This window comes from Cupriavidus sp. 09_S30, assembly GCF_056930435.1.
The window spans coordinates 2,885,955-2,905,822 of record NZ_JBXOWI010000001.1 but is presented as its reverse complement, the minus strand read 5'-3'; the positions used below and the strand labels follow the sequence as shown (position 1 = coordinate 2,905,822).

At 66.3% G+C, this 19,868-nt stretch carries 13 protein-coding genes, 1 other RNA gene and 1 pseudogene; 9 read left to right on the top strand and 6 right to left on the bottom strand.

The window, feature by feature from the left end; all coding sequences use genetic code 11:
* Positions 1–64: 64 nt before the first annotated feature.
* Complete coding sequence (locus AC1Z3O_RS13740) at positions 65–871, top strand: transporter substrate-binding domain-containing protein (protein WP_483516266.1); 807 nt, start codon at positions 65–67, stop codon at positions 869–871.
* 102 nt (positions 872–973) lie between these two features.
* A complete protein-coding gene (locus tag AC1Z3O_RS13735) occupies positions 974–1,633 on the top strand; it encodes an amino acid ABC transporter permease (RefSeq protein ID WP_483516265.1) in 660 nt (219 codons plus the stop codon).
* A gap of 149 nt (positions 1,634–1,782) precedes the next feature.
* Here the strand turns inward: AC1Z3O_RS13735 and cphA (AC1Z3O_RS13730) are convergent, their stop codons facing one another.
* The gene (gene cphA, locus AC1Z3O_RS13730; protein ID WP_483516264.1) at positions 1,783–4,353 is read right to left on the bottom strand and encodes a cyanophycin synthetase; all 2,571 of its coding nucleotides are present in this window, start codon (positions 4,351–4,353) and stop codon (positions 1,783–1,785) included.
* Positions 4,354–4,395: 42 nt separating this feature from the next.
* Positions 4,396–7,038 (bottom strand): cyanophycin synthetase, encoded by a 2,643-nt coding sequence (gene cphA / locus AC1Z3O_RS13725; protein ID WP_483516263.1) that lies wholly within the window; start codon positions 7,036–7,038, stop codon positions 4,396–4,398.
* A 239-nt stretch (positions 7,039–7,277) separates the two neighbouring features.
* Between cphA (AC1Z3O_RS13725) and AC1Z3O_RS13720 the strand changes: the two genes are divergently transcribed.
* The 3 genes from AC1Z3O_RS13720 to AC1Z3O_RS13710 all read left to right on the top strand — a co-directional run bounded on the left by AC1Z3O_RS13720 (position 7,278) and on the right by AC1Z3O_RS13710 (position 10,692).
* On the top strand, positions 7,278–9,575 hold the full coding sequence (locus tag AC1Z3O_RS13720) for a cyanophycin metabolism-associated ABC transporter (RefSeq protein WP_483516262.1): 2,298 nt from the start codon (positions 7,278–7,280) through the stop codon (positions 9,573–9,575).
* Between the two features lie 15 nt (positions 9,576–9,590).
* Complete coding sequence (locus AC1Z3O_RS13715; RefSeq protein ID WP_483516261.1) at positions 9,591–10,061, top strand: cyanophycin metabolism-associated DUF1854 family protein; 471 nt, start codon at positions 9,591–9,593, stop codon at positions 10,059–10,061.
* 295 nt (positions 10,062–10,356) lie between these two features.
* Positions 10,357–10,692, top strand: coding sequence for an RcnB family protein (locus tag AC1Z3O_RS13710; RefSeq protein WP_483516260.1), 336 nt, complete (start codon positions 10,357–10,359; stop codon positions 10,690–10,692).
* Between the two features lie 180 nt (positions 10,693–10,872).
* Here AC1Z3O_RS13710 and ssrA read toward each other — a convergent pair.
* The 4 genes and pseudogenes from ssrA to ompA form a co-directional block, all read right to left on the bottom strand.
* Positions 10,873–11,231: a transfer-messenger RNA gene (gene ssrA, locus AC1Z3O_RS13705) on the bottom strand.
* A 42-nt stretch (positions 11,232–11,273) separates the two neighbouring features.
* A complete protein-coding gene (gene gph / locus AC1Z3O_RS13700; protein ID WP_483517598.1) occupies positions 11,274–11,963 on the bottom strand; it encodes a phosphoglycolate phosphatase in 690 nt (229 codons plus the stop codon).
* Positions 11,963–12,712 carry a bifunctional 2-polyprenyl-6-hydroxyphenol methylase/3-demethylubiquinol 3-O-methyltransferase UbiG gene (gene ubiG, locus AC1Z3O_RS13695; protein ID WP_483516259.1) on the bottom strand — a complete coding sequence of 250 codons (750 nt, stop codon included), beginning with the start codon at positions 12,710–12,712 and terminating at the stop codon, positions 11,963–11,965. The genes gph and ubiG overlap by 1 nt, the downstream gene beginning before the upstream one ends.
* Before the next feature lie 114 nt (positions 12,713–12,826).
* Positions 12,827–13,484, bottom strand: a pseudogene (ompA, locus tag AC1Z3O_RS13690) (outer membrane protein OmpA).
* A 457-nt stretch (positions 13,485–13,941) separates the two neighbouring features.
* On the opposite strand from ompA, the gene gyrA reads away from it, so the two are divergent.
* From gyrA to pheA, 4 genes are all read left to right on the top strand, one after another.
* Entirely contained in the window at positions 13,942–16,632 is a 2,691-nt protein-coding gene (gyrA, locus tag AC1Z3O_RS13685) for a DNA gyrase subunit A (protein ID WP_483516258.1), read from the top strand.
* 121 nt (positions 16,633–16,753) lie between these two features.
* A complete protein-coding gene (locus AC1Z3O_RS13680; RefSeq protein ID WP_483516257.1) occupies positions 16,754–17,317 on the top strand; it encodes a DUF2059 domain-containing protein in 564 nt (187 codons plus the stop codon).
* A 119-nt stretch (positions 17,318–17,436) separates the two neighbouring features.
* A complete protein-coding gene (gene serC, locus AC1Z3O_RS13675; RefSeq protein WP_483516256.1) occupies positions 17,437–18,591 on the top strand; it encodes a 3-phosphoserine/phosphohydroxythreonine transaminase in 1,155 nt (384 codons plus the stop codon).
* A 96-nt stretch (positions 18,592–18,687) separates the two neighbouring features.
* Positions 18,688–19,836 (top strand): prephenate dehydratase, encoded by a 1,149-nt coding sequence (gene pheA / locus AC1Z3O_RS13670; RefSeq protein WP_483516255.1) that lies wholly within the window; start codon positions 18,688–18,690, stop codon positions 19,834–19,836.
* Positions 19,837–19,868: the final 32 nt, after the last annotated feature.

The window sequence follows — 19,868 nt, the reverse complement described above, 5'->3', positions numbered from 1 at the left end:
GGGCAAAGAGGGGCAGCGTGAGCGGGGCATTCGATCCCAACGTGCAACGACTTCGGGAGGACCTATGCGAACGATTCAAAAGGGCGGTATCCGCTTCATGCTGGCGATGCTGGTGCTGGCGGCCGGTGTGCTCGGCACGCCGGCCCGCGCCGCCGATCTGCTCGACAGCGTCAAACAGGCCGGCGTGCTGAGGATCGGACTGGAGGGCACTTACCCACCGTTCGGCTTTCGTGGGGCGGATAACCAGCTCGACGGCTTCGACGTGGACGTGGCGCGCGCGATCGCGGCCAAGCTCGGCGTGAAGCCCGAGTTCGTCACCACCGAATGGAGCGGCATCATCGCGGGCCTGCAGGCGGGCAAGTTCGACGTGATCGTCAACCAGGTCGCGATCACGCCGGCGCGGCGCGAGGTGGTGGACTTCTCCAAGCCCTACGTCTATTCGGCCGCCCAGCTGATCCAGCGCAAGGATGACAAGCGCGCGTTCCGCTCGCTGGCGGACCTGAAGGGGCTGAAGCTGGGCGTGAGCCTTGGCAGCAACTACAACGAGCTGGCCAAGTCGGTGCCCGGCATCGACGTCAAGACCTATCCCGGTGCGCCGGAATACCTGCGCGACCTTGCCGCGCAGCGCGTCGACGCCGCGCTCAACGACCGGCTGATGGTCGCCTACCTCGTCAAGACCACCGACCTGCCGCTGCGACCCGGCGCCGTGGTGCCGGGCGCCAACACCGAAGTGGCGATTCCCTTCCGCAAGGGCAATCCCGCCTTTGCCAAGGCTATCGATGGCGCGCTGAATGACATGCGCAAGGACGGCACCCTGTCCCACCTGTCGACCAAGTGGTTCGGCACCGACGTGACGAAGCCGCCCAAGTAGGCCCTTTTTTGCCCTGCAGGCCAACTCCCCGGCCCGCGCAGGCGCGCAGGCGGCGCGCGCCGGCCTGCGCGGCCTGGCGCGGCCGGCTATCCCGCTGCCGCCATGCCCGCTCTGAAACTGGTGCTGGATTCCCTGCCCGTGCTGTTCCAGGGCGTGCTGCTGACGGTGAAGTTCGCCGTCTGGTCGATGGGCTTCGGCCTGCTGGTGGGCATGGTGGTGGCGCTGATGGGCATCAGCCACCAGCGCGGCCTGCAGGCGCTGGCGCGCGGCTACGTCAGCATCATGCGCGGCACGCCGCTGCTGGTGCAGATCTTCGTGGTGTACTACGGCCTGCCTGGCGCCGGCATCGCGCTGGAGCCGACGCCGGCTGGCGTGCTGACGTTGAGCCTGAACGTGGGCGCCTACCTGTCGGAGAGCATGCGCGGCGCCATCCTGGGGGTGGCGCGCGGCCAGTGGCTGGCGGCCTATAGCCTGGGCTTCACGCCGCTGCAGGCGCTGCGGTTCGTGGTCGGCCCGCAGGCGCTGCGGCTGGCGGTGCCAAGCCTGTCCAACAGCCTGATCAGCCTGATCAAGGATACCTCGCTGGTGTCGGTGATCACCGTCACGGAACTGTTGCGCACGGCGCAGGAGGTGATCGCGGCCACATACCAGCCGCTGCCGCTCTACCTGGCGGTGGCGGCCATCTACTGGGTCCTCAGCACGGTGCTGGCGGCGGCGCAGCACGCGCTGGAGCGGCGGCTATCCCTGCCGGGGCGGCATTGAGGCCGGGGAGGGCGCTCAGGGGCGGTAGGGGCGGCAGGCGCGGCAAGCTGCCGTTTCAATGAAAAACGGGCTGGCCCGCCGGCCAGCCCGTTCTTATCCCGCCCTGTTGCGCCCTAATGCGCATGGGCGCATGGGCGCAAGGCGTGCGCTCACGCCTCGGCGATGCGCTTGGCGATGTGGCCGAGCGCTTCCTCCACCTGGTCGACCAGGATCAGGCAGAGGTCGCCAGGCTGCAGGCGCGACAGGCCGGTATCGATGGCGAGGTACTCGCCGCGGATCTCCTCGACGTGGCTGGCGCGCTGGGCGCCTTCCAGTCCCTCGCGCAGCAGGGCGAGCACTTCGCCGTCTTCGCGGCCACGCTGGCACTGGTCCTGGTAGAGGATGACATCGTCGAACACCCCACCCAGGATCTGCGTCTGCCGGCGGATGTCCACGTCACGCCGGTCGCCGGCGCCGCTGATCACCACCACGCGGCGCTTGGCCGGCATGGTCTCTACGGCGTTGGACAGCGCCTGGATGGCATCCGGGTTGTGGCCATAGTCGGCGATCAGGGTGGCGCCCTTGTAGTCGAACACATTGAAGCGTCCGGGCGCCGTCTGCGCGTCGCTGTCGAAGGTTCTGAGGCCGTCGCGGACGATGTTCCAGTCGACGCCGAGCGCCCAGGCGGCCGCGATCGAGGCCATGGCGTTCTCGATCTGGAAGCCGATGCTGCCGCCGCGCGTGAGCGGGATGTCGGCGCAGGCGATGCGGATCTCCTTGTCGCCCTCGGCCGCCACGATCTCTTGCCCGTCGACGAAGACCACGCGCTTGCCCTGGGCGCGGTGGGTGGCCATGGCCGGCTGCTCGGGATCGCTCGCGAAGAAGGTGACGCCGCCGGGGCAGGCATCGGCCATGCGCACCACCATCGGGTCGGCGGCGTTCAGCACTGCCATGCCATGCGGCGCCACGTTCTGCACGATCACGCTCTTGAGCACGGCAAGGTCTTCCACCGTGCTGATGTAGGACAGGCCAAGGTGGTCGCCCTCGCCGACGTTGGTCACCACGGCCACGTCGCAGCGGTCGAAGGCCAGGCCTTCGCGCAGCAGGCCGCCGCGCGCCGTCTCGAACACGGCCGCGTCGACGTCCGGGTGCAGCAGCACGCTGCGCGCGCTGCGCGGGCCGCTGCAGTCGCCGGTGTCGATGCGCTCGCCCTGGATGTAGACGCCATCGGTGCCGGTCATGCCCATGCGCAGGCCGCTGGCGGCCAGCAAATGGGTGATCAGGCGCACCGTGGTGGTCTTGCCATTGGTGCCGGACACTGCCACTACCGGGATGCGGCCATCGTCGCCGTCGGCGAACATGGTGGAGACGATGGCTTCGCCAACCGCGCGGCCCTTGCCGTAGGACGGCTGCAGGTGCATGCGCAGGCCGGGCGCGGCGTTGACCTCGACGATGCCGCCGGCCTGTTCCTCGAAGGGCTTGAGCACGGTCTCGCAGACGGCGTCGACGCCGCAGATGTCCAGGCCGACCATCTGCGCCGCGGCCACCGCACGCGCGGCGATGTCCGGGTGCACGTCGTCGGTCACGTCGGTGGCGCTGCCACCGGTGGACAGGTTGGCATTGTTGCGCAGGACCACGCGCGTGCCCTTGGGCGGCACGGAGTCGGCGTTCAGGTTCTGCTTGGCCAGCGTGGCCAGCGCGATGTCGTCGAAGCGGATCTTGGTCAGCGAGGTGGCGTGCCCCTCGCCGCGGCGCGGGTCGCGGTTCACTTCCTCGACCAGCTGGCGCACGGTGTGCACGCCGTCGCCGGTGACCTGGGGCGGATCGCGCCGGGCCGCCGCCACCAGATGCTTGCCGACCACCAGCAGGCGGAAGTCATGGCCCGGGATGTAGCGCTCGACGATCACGTCCGAGCTGATGTCCTCGGCCACCTTGTAGGCCGCCAGCACTTCCTCGCGGGTGCGGATGCGCACTGCCACGCCCTTGCCCTGGTTGCCGTCGCGCGGCTTCACCACCACCGGAGCGTTGATCTCCTGGGCGGCGGCCCAGGCTTGCTCGGCGCTGCGCACCGAGCGGCCCAGCGGCACCGGCACGCCGGCGGCGTGCAGCAGGCGCTTGGTCAACTCCTTGTCCTGCGCGATCGACTCGGCCACCGCGCTGGTCATGTCGGTCTCGGCGGCCTGGATGCGGCGTTGCTTGCTGCCCCAGCCGAACTGCACCATGCTGCCTTGGGTCAGGCGGCGGTAGGGAATGCCGCGCGCCACGCCCGCATAGACGATGGAGCCGGTGCTCGGCCCCAGGCGCACGTCCTCGTCGAGTTCGCGCAGGCGGTGCAGGGCGTCGTCGAGATCGAAGGGCGTGTCGTCGCGCGCGGCCTTGCACAGGGTTTCGGCCAGTTCGAAGGCGAGCCGGCCGACTTCTTCCTCGCTGTATTGCACGACCACCTGGTAGGTGCCAGGCTCGACAGTGGGCGCGGTGCGGCTGAAGGTGACAGGGCAGCCGGCAGCGGCTTGCAGGCGCAGCGCCGCCACTTCCAGCACGTGGGCCAGCGAGACGATGCCTTCCTCGTCGTCGGGCCGCAGCGGGCCGACGTCCGGGAAGCGGGCGCGCAGGCGGTCTTCGAAGCCCGGCAGGTCGGCCAGCGTGTGCGATTGGTCCGAGCAGGCCACGATCGCCTCGATCGCGGTATGACGGCACCACAGGTTGGGGCCGCGCAGGGCCCGGATGCGTGAGACTTCCATGAAATCAGTTTCCTCTTGGCGCGGTGTCTTGCCGGTCCGGGTTCAAGCGCGGCGGGCCGGCTGGCCCATCCACTGATGCACGTGATCCACGGTGGCGGCGGTGCTGGCCTCGTCGCACTGCAGGACCAGCAGATCGCCCGGCACCAGTTGCGCCAGCGCGGCGTCGATGGCGTCGCGGCGCGTGCCTTCGTCGATGATCTTGGTGACGCGGCGGCCTTCGTACAGGCCTTGCTTGAGCAGCGCGCGCGACTCGCTGTCGGGCTGCGCGCCGGCCATGCTGCGGTCTTCGCACAGGAAGACGCGATCGAAGGCGGCGCCCAGCACCTTGCCCTGCTTGACCAGGTCCTGGTCGAGGCGCGGCGCGCCTGCGCCATAGACCACCATGCGGCGATCGGTCGGGAAGCGGTCCAGCGCCGCGGCCAGCGCTTCCAGCGCGGGCGCGTTATGCGCGTCGTCGACCACCACAATGGCACCGTTGCGTTCGAACAGCGTAAAGCGGCCCGGAACGTCGACCTGGCCCACATCGAAGGTCACCACGCCGGCACGGATGAGGTCGTGCGAGATGCCCAGCGCCCAGCCGGTGGCCACCGCCGCCAGCACGTTCTCGATCTGGAACGACACGCGTCCCGCGTAGGTGAGCGGAATGGCAGACACATCGGCCAGCGGGGCCTCGGCGGCGCCGGTCGCTAGCACCACCTTGCCGTCGCGCACGAACACCGCGCGCTTGCCGGCGGCGCGGTGCGCGGCCAGTGCGGGCAGGTCGGGCGCGAGGCCGAAGAAGATCACCTCGCCGTCGCACAGTTCGGCCATCTCCACCACCTTCGGGTCGCGTGCGTTGAGCACGGCGGCGCCGCTTGGCAGCACCACGTCGACCTGGGTGCGCAGCACGTTGTACATGCGGTCCGGGTCTTCGACGTAGTACTGGCCGAGATGGTCGGGCTCGTCGATGTTGGTGACCACGCCGACCTGGCAGCGGTCATAGGCCAGGCCTTCGGAAAGGATGGCGCCGCTGTCGTTCTCGAACACCGCGGCTTCGACCGCGCGGTTCATCAGGATGCGGTGCGCGGCATCCCAGTTGGCGCGGTCGCCGCCCTCGACCTGGCGGCGGTCCAGGAACAGGCCGTCGCTGCAGGCCAGGCCCGTGTGCTTGCCCGCCAGTTGCAGCAGGCGGGCCACCAGCTTCGCCACCACCGTCTTGCCGTTGGTGCCGGTGATGCCCACCACGGGAATGCGGCCGTCGTCGCCACCGGGTTGGCCGACGCCGGGGAACAGGTGCTCGACAATGGCGCGGCCGACCGGGCGGGGTTCGCCCTCGGCCGGCTTGATGTGCATCAGCAGGCCGGGGCCGGCATTCACCTCGACGATCGCGCCGCGCTGTTCGGCCAGCGGGCGGCTGATGTCCGTGGCCACCAGGTCGACGCCGGCGATGTCCAGGCCCACGATGCGGGCGGCCAGCGAAGCATGGGCGGCCACGCTCGGGTGGACGCGCTCGGTGACGTCGAAGGCGACGTTGCCGTTGCGCTGGACCAGCACGCTCTTGCCTTCCGGCGGCACCGAGCTGCCTTCCAGGCCCTGGCGCTTGAGTTCGAGCCGGGCCGCCGAGTCCAGGCGCACGCGGTTGAGCGGATGGTCTTCGGTGCTGCCGCGGCGCGGGTCGGAATTGATCTGCAGCTCGATCAGCTCTTCGATGGTCGACTTGCCGTCGCCCACCACGCTGGCGGTCTCGCCCATCGCGGCGGCGACCACGCGGCCGCCGACCACCAGCAGGCGATGTTCGTTGCCCGGCACGAAGCGCTCGACGATGACGCCATTGCCTTCCTCGATGGCGATCGCGTAGGCGGTCTGCACGTCTTCCTGCGTGGTCAGGTTGGTGAACACGCCACGGCCGTGATTGCCGTCATAGGGCTTGACCACCACCGGCACGCCGATGTCCTGTGCGGCTTCCCAGGCATCGTCGGCGTCGTCGACCATGCGGCCTTCCGGCACCGGCACGCCGCAGGATTCCAGCAGGCTCTTGGTCAGGTCCTTGTCGCGTGAAATGCTCTCGCCGATGGCGCTGGTGCGGTCGGTCTCGGCCGTCCAGATGCGGCGCTGGCGTGCGCCGTAGCCGAGCTGGACCAGGTTGCCGTCCGAAAGCCGCACCGAAGGGATGTTGACATCGTCCGCCGCATCGACGATGCAGGCGGTGCTGGGGCCCAGGCAATGTTCGTCGATCAGGCCGCGCAGATGCTCGACCGCCGCGTCCACGTCGTAAGGGCGGTCCTCGATGGCGGCCATGACCAGGTCGCGTGCGGCATTCAGCGCCGCGCGCGTCACCTCTTCGTGCCAGGCACGCACGATCACTTTGTACACCCCGCGCACGGGCGTCTCGCGTGCCTTGCCAAAGCCGCCGGGCATGCCCGCCAGGTTCTGCAGCTCGAGCGTGACGTGTTCGAGGATGTGGCCAGGCCAGGTGCCTTCCTTGAGCCGCTGCAGGAAGCCGCCGCGCTCGCCGATGCTGCAGCGGTGTTCGATCAGCGTCGGCAGCCAGGTCGACAGCCGCTCGTAGAAGCCCGGAATGGTGTTGGACGGAAAGTCCTCCAGTTCCCCGATATCGACCCACGCCTCCAGCACGGGCCGATATGTCCACATATTCGGGCCGCGCAGCGACATGACATCGATGATCTCAATGTCCTTCTTTTTCATTGATTTAGCTTGAGGCAGTGGGCGAGTGCCCGAGAAATTGAGGCGTAACCTTTCAGTAGCGTTACTGCGTCTTACAGGTTGACCGAAGAGAAGAAAAAGTGATTGTGCAATGCATCAAAAAACGCTGTTGGCTGTACCTTATGTATACTGCGGGCGAAATTGCGGGCCGCTACCCGCTTTTCGCACAAATTTGTTTCAAGTTATGACCGCGCCCAGCGGAAATAACAAGCTGCATCCACATGACCCAGTCCTCCTTGCCCGCCCCGCAACACTCCGCCGAAGATCCCTGGCGCTCCGAACTCGGCACGTCTTTGCTGCCTGGCGAGGCGCCGCTGGCCGGACTGGTGCTCGACCTCGATGCGAGGCTGCATTTTACTAAAGGGTGGGTCGTTGTGACGGACCGTCGCATTCTGGCCCGCACGCCCGGCCAGGCGGCGGTCCAGGCCTGGCCGATCCAGCCGGGCATGCGCCTGCACCATGGCGATCACGCCGGCGTGGGCTCCCTGGAGTTGCAGGACGGCCGGGCCCGCGTGGCCTCCTGGCGCTATACCCTGGGGCACAACCCCGCGGCCTTGCGCCTGATCGACCAGTTCGACGCCAGCCTGAACGCTCATGACGAAGGGCAGGCGGGGCAGGGCGAGGACGATGTCTGTCCGACCTGCAAGGCGCCGCTGCCGCCGGGGGCGGAATCCTGCCCGCAGTGCAGCCGCGAACTGGAGACGCCGCCTTCGACCTGGGCGCTGTTGCGGCTCTGGCGCTTCGCCCGGCCCTACCGTTTCGAGTTGCTGACCGGCTTCATCCTGACGCTGCTGTCCACGGCGGCTACCCTGGTACCGCCGTACCTGACCATGCCGCTGATGGACAAGGTGCTGATTCCCTTCCAGAACGGCGTGCCGATCGACTACGGCCTGGTCCGGCTCTACCTGAGCGGCCTGCTCGGCGCCGCGCTGGTGGCCTGGAGCCTGGGCTGGGCGCGCACCTACCTGCTGGCGCGCGTATCCGAGCGCATCGGCGCCGATCTGCGCACGACAACCTACCAACATCTGCTGCGCCTGTCGCTGGAGTACTTCGGCGGCAAGCGCACCGGCGACCTGATGGCGCGCATCGGCTCGGAAAGCGACCGCATCTGCGTCTTTCTGTCGCTGCACCTGCTCGACTTCGCCACCGACGTGCTGATGATCGCCATGACCGCGATCATCCTGATCTCGATCAATCCCTGGCTGGCGCTGGTGACGCTGGTGCCGCTGCCCTTCATTGCCTGGATGATCCATCTGGTGCGCGACCGCTTGCGGCACGGCTTCGAAAAGATCGACCGCATCTGGGCGGAAATCACCAACGTTCTTGCCGATACCATCCCCGGCATCCGCGTGGTCAAGGCCTTTGCCCAGGAGAAGCGCGAGGTGGACCGCTTCCGCGAGGCCAACAAGCACAACCTCGCAGTCAATGACCGCGTCAACGCGGTGTGGTCGCTGTTCACGCCGACGGTCACCTTGCTGACCGAGGTGGGCCTGCTGGTGGTCTGGATCTTCGGTATCTGGCAGGTCTCGAAGAATGCGATCACGGTGGGTGTGCTGGTCGCCTTCCTGACCTATATCAGCCGCTTCTACACGCGCCTGGACTCGATGAGCCGCATCGTTTCCGTGACGCAGAAGGCGGCCGCCGGCGCCAAGCGCATCTTCGACATCCTCGACCATGTGTCGAGCGTGCCGGAGCCGGTGCGCCCGACGCATCTGGAGCAGGTGCAAGGCGCCATCGAGATGCGCGACCTGGGCTTCCGCTATGGCAACCGCGCCGTCATCCGGGGTCTCAACCTGTCGATCGCCCCGGGCGAGATGATCGGGCTGGTGGGTCACAGCGGTTCCGGCAAGAGCACGCTGGTGAACCTGATCTGCCGCTTCTACGATGTCTCGGAAGGCGGGATCCGCGTCGACGGCGTCGACATCCGCTCTCTGCCGGTGTCGGAATACCGCCGCAACATCGGCCTGGTGCTGCAGGAGCCCTTCCTGTTCTTTGGCACGATCGCCGACAACATCGCGTACGGCAAGCCGGGCGCCACCCGCGAGGAAATCATCGCAGCGGCGCGTGCCGCGCATGCGCACGAATTCATCCTGCGCCTGCCGCACGGCTATGACTCCCTCGTGGGCGAGCGCGGCCAGGCCCTCTCCGGCGGCGAGCGCCAGCGCATCTCGATCGCGCGCGCGTTGCTGATCGACCCGCGCATCCTGATCATGGACGAAGCCACTTCCTCGGTGGATACGGCCACCGAGAAGGAAATCCAGAAGGCCCTGGACAACCTGGTGCAGGGACGCACCACCATCGCGATCGCACACCGGCTGTCCACGCTGCGCAAGGCCGACCGGCTGGTGGTGATGGACCGTGGCCAGATCGTCGAGGTGGGCAATCACGACGAACTGATGGCGAAAGAAGGGGCCTATTACAAGCTGTACCAGGCGCAGGCGCGCAACGTCGATACCGAAGGCGGCTCGCCCGCCGACGCTCAGGCCACCGGCGTGGCCGAACCGCTGAGTGCGCAATAAGGAAGGAGCCGAGCGATGCAGACCCAAGAATTCACGCTCGCGCGCAATGCGCTTGGCCGCCTGGTGATGACGCTGGCCGATGGCACGGTCCACGAAGGCGTCGTGCCCGTGCGCGCGTTTCCCATTTCCGCGCCGGAAGACGGCGTCGGCGTGATGAGCACCGACGGCCGCGAACTGGCCTGGATTCCGCGGCTGGATGCCTTGCCGGCCGCCACCCGCTCGCTGCTGGACGAGGAACTGGCCAGCCGCGAATTCATGCCGGAGATCCGCCGCATCGTGGCCGTCTCCACCTTCGCCACGCCCAGCGAATGGACCGTCCAGACCGACCGGGGCGATACCACGCTGGTGCTGCGCGGCGAGGAGGACATCCGGCGCCTGTCTGGTGCCACACTGATGGTGTCCGACAGCCACGGCATCCACTACCTGATCCGCGACCTGTCCGCGCTCGACCGGGGCAGCCGGAAAATCCTCGATCGCTTCCTCTGAGGCTTGCTCTGGCCCTTTGGGGGTGCCTGGCAAGTTCTGTTGGGCGCCGGCGCCAGCGCTCCGGGGCGTGTCACGCGGGCACGGCGCGACGAAAAAGACCCTAATGTGCCGCCAGCGTCTACACTTTCTGAAGCGTGGTACGCGATGCGCACGTGCCGGCTGCTCTCTGGCAGGTCTCAGGCCAGCCGGGGAAGGGCTGGCGCCGGGATTCGCGCTTACGCTTGCCTTGCCTGGAAAATTCACCGCATGCTAGGTTTCCTGGGCGGCACCAATCAATTGAAGCAAGGAGATCGCAATGAAGAAGACCAAGGCGTTGCTGAGCTTGCTGGTGGTGGTAGGTGTCTTCGGCCCGGCGATGGGCTTCGCGCAATCGTCAGGCGGCCATCACAAGGCAGCTGCGAAACAAGAGGCCGAGCCCCATGCCAGCGGTGCCGGCCCCTTCACCTATGTGCCGGGGACGTGGCAGAAGGGCGACCGCCTTCCCGCAGAGTATCGTGACCGCCAGTATGTGATCGACAATTATAAGATGTTTGAGCTGCCCTCGCCCAAGCGCGGCCAGCACTGGATCGGCGTTGGTGCCCAGTTTTACCTGGTCAATGCCAATGGCGTGATTGCCCAGGTCGGCCCCTGAGGGCGGTGCGAGCATCTGCAGCCAGGTGGAATGCTGCAAATGAAAATAGCCCGCCGGGAGAGGCGGGCTATTTAAACGGGCTGGCATTATCTCCGGAATCCCCGTTTATGCCGGGGCCGAATGGCCTTATTTTCTCATTCGGCCGGGCTGTTGCCCGGTTCTCGATATTGCCTTGAATACTGGTGGAGCCGGCGGGAATCGAACCCGCGTCCGCAAGCCCTCCACAGAGAGTTCTACATACTTAGTTCTGTCATTTGATTTAACCGCCGCATCGCGGACGAACACGCTCTACGACGGCGAGTCACTTGGTTTTCGTCCCCGGAGTCGTGACCCTTCCGGGGCTTATCTGACGTAAATGACCTCGCGTGGTCTTGCGACCCTAGCCCGTCAGCGAGCCAGTGCGAGGACGGCCGCAATTAAGCGGCCAGTGCGTAACGTTCGTCGTTAGCAGTTATTGCATTCCCATTGATTAACGAGGTGACGGGTCCTCGGTATGCCCTCCACTGCTTCGCAACCCACGTCGAAACCAGGTCGGCCCCAGTGTGAAGAAGTGTATTGTACCGCGTTGAGCGCGGCCTGTGTCAGCGAGTTCCGCGGGGCTGCGACAGGCTGCCCGGCGCGAGCAGCGAAAGCAGTTCCTCGGGATGGCGAATCAGGTAGTCCGCGCCCCAGCTTTCGGGCGGTTCGTCTTCGCCGCAATAGCCGTAGGCGGCTGCCACGGTGACCATGCCCGCCGCCCTGCCGGCCTGGATGTCGCGCAGATCGTCGCCGACGTAGGCGCAGAACCCCGGCGCGACGTGGCTGAGCTCTGCCGCCAGCAGCAGCGGAGCGGGGTGTGGCTTGGCATGTGCGGTGGTGTCGCCGCTGACCACGGCCGAGGCGCGCGGGGCCAGCCCGATCGCCGCGACCAGCGGGTCCGTGAAGCGGGCCTGCTTGTTGGTGACGATGCCCCACGGGATGCCCGCCGCCTCGAGCGCGCACAGGACGGCCTCCATGCCGTCGAACAGGCGCGTGCGTGCCGCGATGTCGGCCTCGTAGTAATCGAGGAAGGCGTCACGAAGGGCGGGGAATTCAGGGTCCGCGGGGGTCTTGCCGAAGGCTGCGCCGATCAGGCCGCGCGCGCCATGCGAGGCCACCGGACGCAGCTTTTCGTAGGCCACCGGCGCGTGGCCGTGCTCCACCGCCAGCCGGTTCGCCGCAGCGGCGAGGTCGGGCGCGGTATCGGCCAGCGTACCGTCGAGGTCGAAGAAGACGGCGCGCAGGTCTTTCATCATGCCGCCTCCCGCTGGTAGGCCATCATGTAGTTGACGTCGGTGTCGCGTCCCAGCTCGTAGGTCTGCGACAGCGGGTGATAGCTCAGGCCGCGCATCTCCAGCAGGCCGAGGCCGGCATTGCGGGCGAAGCGGGCCAGCTCGGCGGGCTTGATGAACTTCTCGTAGTCGTGCGTGCCCTGCGGAATCATCTTGAGGACATACTCGGCGCCGACCACCGCCAGCAGGTAGGCCTTCAGATTGCGGTTGATGGTGGAGAAGAACACATGGCCGCCGGGGCGCACCAGCGTCGCGCAGGCGCGCACGATGGAGGCGGGGTCCGGCACGTGCTCCAGCATTTCCATGCAGGTGACCACGTCGAAGCTGGCCGGCATGCGCGCTGCCAGCGCTTCCACGGCGATCTCTTCATAGTCGACGCTGACACCGGATTCCAGGCTGTGCAGGTCTGCCACGCGCAGCGCCTTGCGCGCCAGGTCGATGCCGCGCACACGCGCGCCGAGCCGGGCCATGCTTTCGGACAGGATGCCGCCGCCGCAGCCGACGTCCAGCACCTGCTTGCCGTCGAGGTGGGCGATGCCGTCGATCCAGCCAAGCCGCAGCGGATTGATCTCGTGCAGGGGCTTGAATTCGCTGTTGGGATCCCACCAGCGATGGGCCAGCTCGCTGAACTTGTCGATTTCCTTGGGATCGGCGTTCGTGGCGGGCTCAGGCGTGGCGGTGGTGGAATGCGGGTTGGACGAATTGGACATCGGAAAATGGGGTGCCGCGCGCCGCGGCGCCCGGACGAAATAAGGCCTGCGGCAACTGTATCAAAAAAAAAGCCCAGCTTGCGCTGGGCTTCTTCTCATCGGGAGAGATTCCGATTAGCGTGCGCTGCGGGTACCGACCACTTCCACTTCCACGCGGCGGTTCGGCTGCTGGCAGGCGATCTGGGCCTTCTTGTTGCCCTTGCAGGACTTCGGATCGACCTTCAGCTGGCGCTTGCCCTTGCCTTCGGTGTAGACGCGGTTGGCTTCGACGCCCTTGCTCACCAGGTAGGCCTTGACGGCTTCAGCACGGCGGATCGACAGGCGATCGTTGTACTTGTCCGTACCGAACGAGTCGGTGTGGCCAACGGCGATGATCACTTCCAGGGTGATGCCCGACAGCTTGGAGACCAGGTCGTCCAGCTTGGCGCGGCCTTCCGGCTTCAGCACAGCCTTGTCGAAGTCGAACAGGGTGTCAGCAGCGAAGGTGACCTTCTCGCTCGACACGACCGGAGCCACCGGAGGTTGCGGCTGAGCCACCGGAGTGGGTGCCGGAGCCAGTGCGCCGTCGCACTGAGCATTTGCGGTGGCCGGGGTCCAGGAGACTGTTGCGCCAGCAGAGCTCGTTCGTGCCGTTCTTCCACACGTACTCGCTCGTACCGTTGCCCCAGTTATCGTTCACTGCCTTCTTTTCATAGGGCACGGACTGGGCTTGAGCGGATGCAGCCATTACTGCGGTAGCTGCAACGAGCGCGAGCTTGGCAAATTTTTTCATATTTCTCCTCTCAGGATGAGATCACCGCAGGGTTACTGCGAGCAAATGGACGAAAACAAGTCATACATTCTTCGGAGTATAACATTCTCGATGTGAAGCATGCTCCACTTCGAACAATGTCTGGCTCTTCGCTGGGGAATTGTGCCACAAGGCTCGTTTCCTAAGAAGTAAATATATTCGATTCAATCCCGGGCTTTTAGGCCTGTGGTGTTTGTGCAACACGCATCTTGTGGTGCCCGCAAAGCCTTGTCCCATCAGGGTTGCAGCCGATTCAAGGTGGTTTGCCGAGAGCGGCGGAAAGGCCGGAGAGGGGGCGTTCCGGGTGGTGCGGCGGCCGCCGGGCGGGGGTGGCGGGCATGCTAGAATGGCATGTTGCCCGCCTCTCATGGGGCCACCCCTCGGAAGGCAATTTCGGGGGGCGTCATTTGCTTAAACCCGCCGCATAAACCACGCCGCAATGGATCAATTCGCGAAAGAAACCCTTCCGGTCTCCCTAGAAGAGGAAATGCGCCGCTCCTACCTGGATTACGCCATGAGCGTGATCGTCGGGCGGGCGCTTCCCGATGTGCGGGATGGCCTGAAGCCGGTACACCGGCGCGTGCTCTATGCGATGCACGAGCTCAACAACGACTGGAACCGTGCCTACAAGAAGTCGGCCCGTATCGTCGGCGATGTGATCGGTAAGTATCACCCGCACGGTGATACTGCTGTATACGATACGATCGTCCGCATGGCGCAGGATTTCTCGCTGCGCTACATGCTGGTGGACGGCCAGGGTAACTTCGGCTCGGTCGACGGCGATAACGCCGCGGCCATGCGTTACACGGAAATCCGCCTGTCGAAGATCGCGCACGAGATGCTGCACGATATCGACAAGGAAACTGTCGATTTCGGCCCGAACTACGACGGCTCCGAGAGCGAGCCGCTGATTCTGCCGGCGCGCATTCCCAATCTGCTGATCAACGGCTCGTCGGGTATTGCGGTCGGTATGGCCACCAATATCCCGCCGCACAACCTTAATGAGGTAGTGGATGCCTGCCTGCACCTGCTGCGCAACCCTGACGCCACTGTCGACGACCTGATCGAGCTGTTGCCGGCACCGGATTTCCCCACCGCCGGCATCATCTATGGCATCCAGGGTGTGCGCGAGGGCTACCGCACCGGCCGCGGCCGGGTGGTGATGCGCGCCAAGACCCACTTCGAGGACATCGATCGCGGCCAGCGCCAGGCCATCATCGTCGACGAGCTGCCCTACCAGGTGAACAAGCGGACGCTGCTGGAGCGCATCGCCGAGCTGGTCACCGACAAGAAGATCGAGGGCATTTCCGATATCCGCGATGAGTCCGACAAGTCGGGCATGCGCGTGGTGATCGAACTCAAGCGCAACGAAGTGCCCGAGGTGGTGCTCAACAACCTCTATAAGAACACCCAGCTGCAGGACACCTTCGGCATGAATATGGTGGCGCTGGTCGACGGCCAGCCGCGCCTGCTGAACCTGCGCCAGATGCTGGAGTGCTTCCTGTCGCACCGCCGCGAGGTGGTGACGCGGCGCACCGTGTTCGAGCTGCGCAAGGCCCGCGAGCGCGGCCATGTGCTGGAAGGCCTGGCGGTGGCGCTGGCCAATATCGACGAGTTCATCGCCATCATCAAGGCTGCGCCGACGCCGCCGATCGCCAAGCAGGAACTGATGGCCAAGTCCTGGGATTCGGGCCTGGTGCGCGACATGCTGGCGCGCGCCGAGAGCGATACCCCGGGCGGGCGGGCTTCCTACCGCCCGGACGGCCTGCCTGCCGTGTTCGGCATGCAGGCGGACGGCCTCTATCGCCTCTCCGATTCCCAGGCGCAGGAAATCCTGCAGATGCGCCTGCAGCGCCTCACCGGCCTGGAACAGGACAAGATCGTCCAGGAATACCGGGAAGTGATGGCCATCATCGCCGATCTGCTCGACATCCTGGCGCGTCCGGAACGGATCACCACCATCATCTCCGACGAACTGGGCGCCATCCGTGCCGAATTCGGCGACGAGCGCCGCTCGGAGATCGAGCTGAACGCGACCGAGCTGGATACCGAGGACCTGATCACCCCGCAGGACATGGTGGTCACGCTGTCGCACAGCGGCTACATGAAGAGCCAGCCCATTTCCGAGTACCGCGCGCAGAAGCGCGGCGGACGTGGCAAGCAGGCGGCGGCGACCAAGGAAGACGACTGGATCGACACGCTGTTCGTGGCCAATACCCACGACTACATCCTGTGCTTCTCCAACCGCGGCCGTCTCTACTGGCTGAAGGTCTATGAGGTGCCGCAGGGTTCGCGCAACTCGCGCGGGCGACCCATCGTCAACATGTTCCCGCTGTCCGACGGCGAGAAGATCAATGTGATCCTGCCGGTGCGCCAGTTCGACGCCGAGCACTTCGTCTTCATGACGACCGCCCGCGGCACGGTGAAGAAGACGGCGCTGACCGACTTCTCCAACCCGCGCAAGGCCGGCATCATCGCCGTCGACCTCGATGAGGGGGACTTCCTCATCGGTGCCGCCATCACCGATGGCCAGCACGACGTGATGCTGTTCTCCGACGCGGGCAAGGCCGTGCGCTTCGACGAGAACGATGTGCGGCCCATGGGCCGCCAGGCGCGCGGCGTGCGCGGCATGAACCTGGAGGAAGGGCAGAGCGTGATCGCCATGCTGGTGGCGCCCGCCGAGTCGGCGGATGCGGCACAGGGCGATGCGTCCGAGGGCGCGCCGGCTCCCGTCGGCAGCGTGCTGACCGCCACCGAGAATGGTTACGGCAAGCGCACACCGATCTCGGAATACACTCGACACGGCCGCGGCACTAAGGGCATGATTGCGATCCAGACGAGCGAGCGCAATGGCCGCGTGGTTGCTGCGGCACTTGTGGCGCCTGAGGATGAAATCATGCTGATCACGACGGGTGGCGTGCTGATCCGCACTCGTGTCGCCGAGATCCGCGAGATGGGGCGCGCCACGCAAGGCGTGACCCTGATCAACGTCGATGAAGGCACGAAGCTCTCGGGTCTGCAGCGCATCGTCGAAACCGATGGCGAGAACGGCAGCGCCGGCGAAGAGGCCGGGGCGGAGGACGCGGAAGGCACGCCGCAGGTGGGCGATGATGCCGGTGCCGAATCCTGATCCAATTGGTTTCATCCCCGCTGTAAAGCGCTGTAAAGACTTGAAACAGTAATTAGGCCGGGCGCCGGAACTCGATAAAGGCGGCCCGGACTAATCCAGACATATTCACCAGGGAGTCATAATGCTCAAAACCACTCGTCGTTTCGCTGTTCTGGCGGCTTTCGTTCCGGCACTGATGCTTGCGCAGCATGCACAGGCGCAGGACGCCGACAAGACTGCCGCCATCAAGGAACTGCTGACGGTGATGCAGGCCGATCAGGCCGTGAAGGGCCAGGCTGAGAACTGGCAGCAGGGTGCCAAGCAAGAAGCGCCGCTGGTGCTGGAGCAGGCACTGGTCGAGAACAAGACCCTGAACGACAAGCAGAAGCAGTCTGCCGTCGACAAGCTGAAGAAGAACGGCGCGGTCCAGCGCATGGTCGACGGCGCCGGCCAGGCCTTCACGACCGACTCCTTCAAGAAGGATGCGATGCAGGCGCACTATGACGCCTTCGCGAAGTACTACAGCACCCAGGAAATCAAGGACCTGACCACCTTCCTGAAGTCGCCCACCGGTCAGAAGTTCATGACCAACCAGGGCAAGGCCACCCAGGAGATCTGGGGTTCGATGATGCAGAAGTACGGCCCGCAGGTCGGCAAGGCCATGCGCGACGCCGCCGAGAAGGAAATCTCCGCCGCCGCGAAGTAAGCGTGGGCGATGGCCGGAGCCGCGCCTCAGGCGTGCGCTTCCGGCGCCGCGCCGCGCAACGCGGCGCGGGTTTGAGTGATAATGGCTGCTTGGGTAACACCGGCAGCCATTTTCCTTTCATGAACGATCCACAGAATCCCGCCCTTGCCGCCATGATGCAGCGCGCCGTGGCCGAGCGTGTCTACAATTTCTCCCCCGGGCCGGCCGCGCTGCCGACCGAAGTGCTGCAGCAGGCGGCCGAAGAGATGCTGTCCTGGCATGGCAGCGGCGTCTCCGTGATGGAGATGAGCCACCGCAGCCGCGAGTTCGAAAGCATCCTCGGACAGGCGGAGGCAGATCTGCGCGAGTTGCTGCACGTGCCCAAGGACTACCGCATCCTGTTCCTGCAGGGCGGCGCCATCGGCGAGAACGCCATCGTGCCGCTGAACCTGATGCGGCGCGTGAACGCCGAGCGCCCCAAGGCGGACTTTGTCGTCACCGGCACCTGGTCGGTCAAGACCGAGCAGGAGGCGCGCCACTACGGCGAGGTCAATATCGCGGCCTCCAGCGAGGCGCAGAAGTTCGCGCGCATTCCGGACGTGTCGGACTGGAAGCTGGCCGATGACTCGGCCTACCTGCACCTGTGCACCAACGAGACCATCGTTGGCGTGGAGTTCCAGGACGTTCCCGACGTCGGCCAGAAGCAGGGCCGCGTGGTGGTGGCGGACGTGTCCAGCCACATCCTGTCGCGCCCGGTCGACTGGTCGCGGCTGCAGATGGTCTACGGCGGCGCCCAGAAGAACATCGGCCCGGCCGGCGTGACCATCGTCATCGTGCGCGAGGACCTGCTCGGCCACGCGCACCCGCTGTGCCCTTCGGCCTTCAACTGGCGTCTTGTCGCCGAGCATGGCTCGATGTACAACACGCCGCCGACCTACGCCATTTACATTGCCGGCCTGGTATTCCAGTGGCTCAAGCGCCAGGGTGGCATTGCCGGGATCGAGCAGCGCAATATCGCCAAGGCGAAGGCGCTGTACGATTTCCTCGACCAGAGCGCGTTCTACCGCAATGAGATCGATCCGAGCTGCCGTTCGCGCATGAACGTGCCGTTCTTCCTCGGCGACGAATCGCGCAACGAAGCCTTCCTGGCGCAAGCGCGCGCGGCGGGCCTGGTGCAGCTCAAGGGCCACAAGTCCGTGGGCGGCATGCGCGCCAGCATCTACAACGCCATGCCGCTCGAGGGCGTGATGGCGCTGGTCGACTTTATGCGCGAGTTCGAGCGCAGCGCTGCCTGACGAGGTCCCGCGGGCGTGCGCCCGCGGGCATGCAGCACCGAGCCGTCCCGCCTTACCCGTGCCGCCTCTGCCAGGGCGGACCAGCAGAATCCAGAGATGACAAGCAAAGACAAACAAAACGCCGCCGAGGAGACGCAGCAGAGCGGCGGCGAGCCCAGCCAGGCCGAGCAGGCCTTGTCGCAGGAACTCGCGCCGCTGCGCGATCAGATCGATGCCGTGGACCGCGAGCTGCTCGCCATGCTCAATCGCCGCGCCCAGCTCGCGCTGGACGTGGGGGAGGTCAAGAAGAAGTATGGCGCGCCGGTGTTCCGCCCCGAGCGCGAGCTGCAGGTCATCCGCAAGGTGCAGGGCGCCAATCCCGGGCCGCTGCTGGGCGAGAGCGTGGCGGCGATCTGGCGCGAGGTGATGTCGGCCTGCCGCGGCCTGGAAAAGCCGCTGGAAGTGGCTTTCCTGGGGCCGGTCGGGACCTTCACCGAGCAGGCGCTGTATGCGCACTTCGGGCATGAGGTCTGCGGCGTGCCGTGCCCGAGCATCGACGAGGTGTTCCGCGCGGTGGAGGCGGGCACGGTCGAGTACGGCGTGGTGCCGGTGGAGAATTCCACCGAGGGCGCGGTGTCGCGCACGCTGGACCTGTTCCTGCAGACTTCGCTGAAGATCAGCGGCGAGATCGCGCTGAAGGTGCACCACAACCTGATGGCTTCATCGCCCGACATGAAGGGCGTGACCGTGGTGCGGGCCCATGCGCAGGCGCTGGCGCAGTGCCAGCACTGGCTCACGGCCAACTACCCGCACCTCGAGCGCCAGGCGGTATCGAGCAATGCAGAAGGTGCGCGCATGGCCAGCGAGGACCCGACCGTGGCGGCCATTGCCGGCGAGTCGGCGGCCAACCGCTATCACCTGCACATCGTGCGCTCGCACATCCAGGACGATCCGCACAACCGCACGCGCTTTGCCGTGATCGGCCGCTACGAGACCGAGCCGTCGGGCAGCGACCAGACCTCGCTGATCCTGTCGGTGCCGAACAAGGCCGGCGCGGTCTACCAGCTGCTGGCGCCGCTGGCGCAGAACGGCGTGTCGATGTGCCGCTTCGAGTCGCGCCCCGCGCGCAGCGGCGCGTGGGAGTATTACTTCTACGTCGACGTGGAAGGGCACCAGCGCGAGCCCGCGGTGGCGCGAGCGATCGACGAGCTGCGCCGCAACGCGGCCTACCTGAAGGTGCTGGGCTCGTATCCGTCCAGCAAGTAGCCCACGCGGACCGACCACGCCGGCCCGGGCGC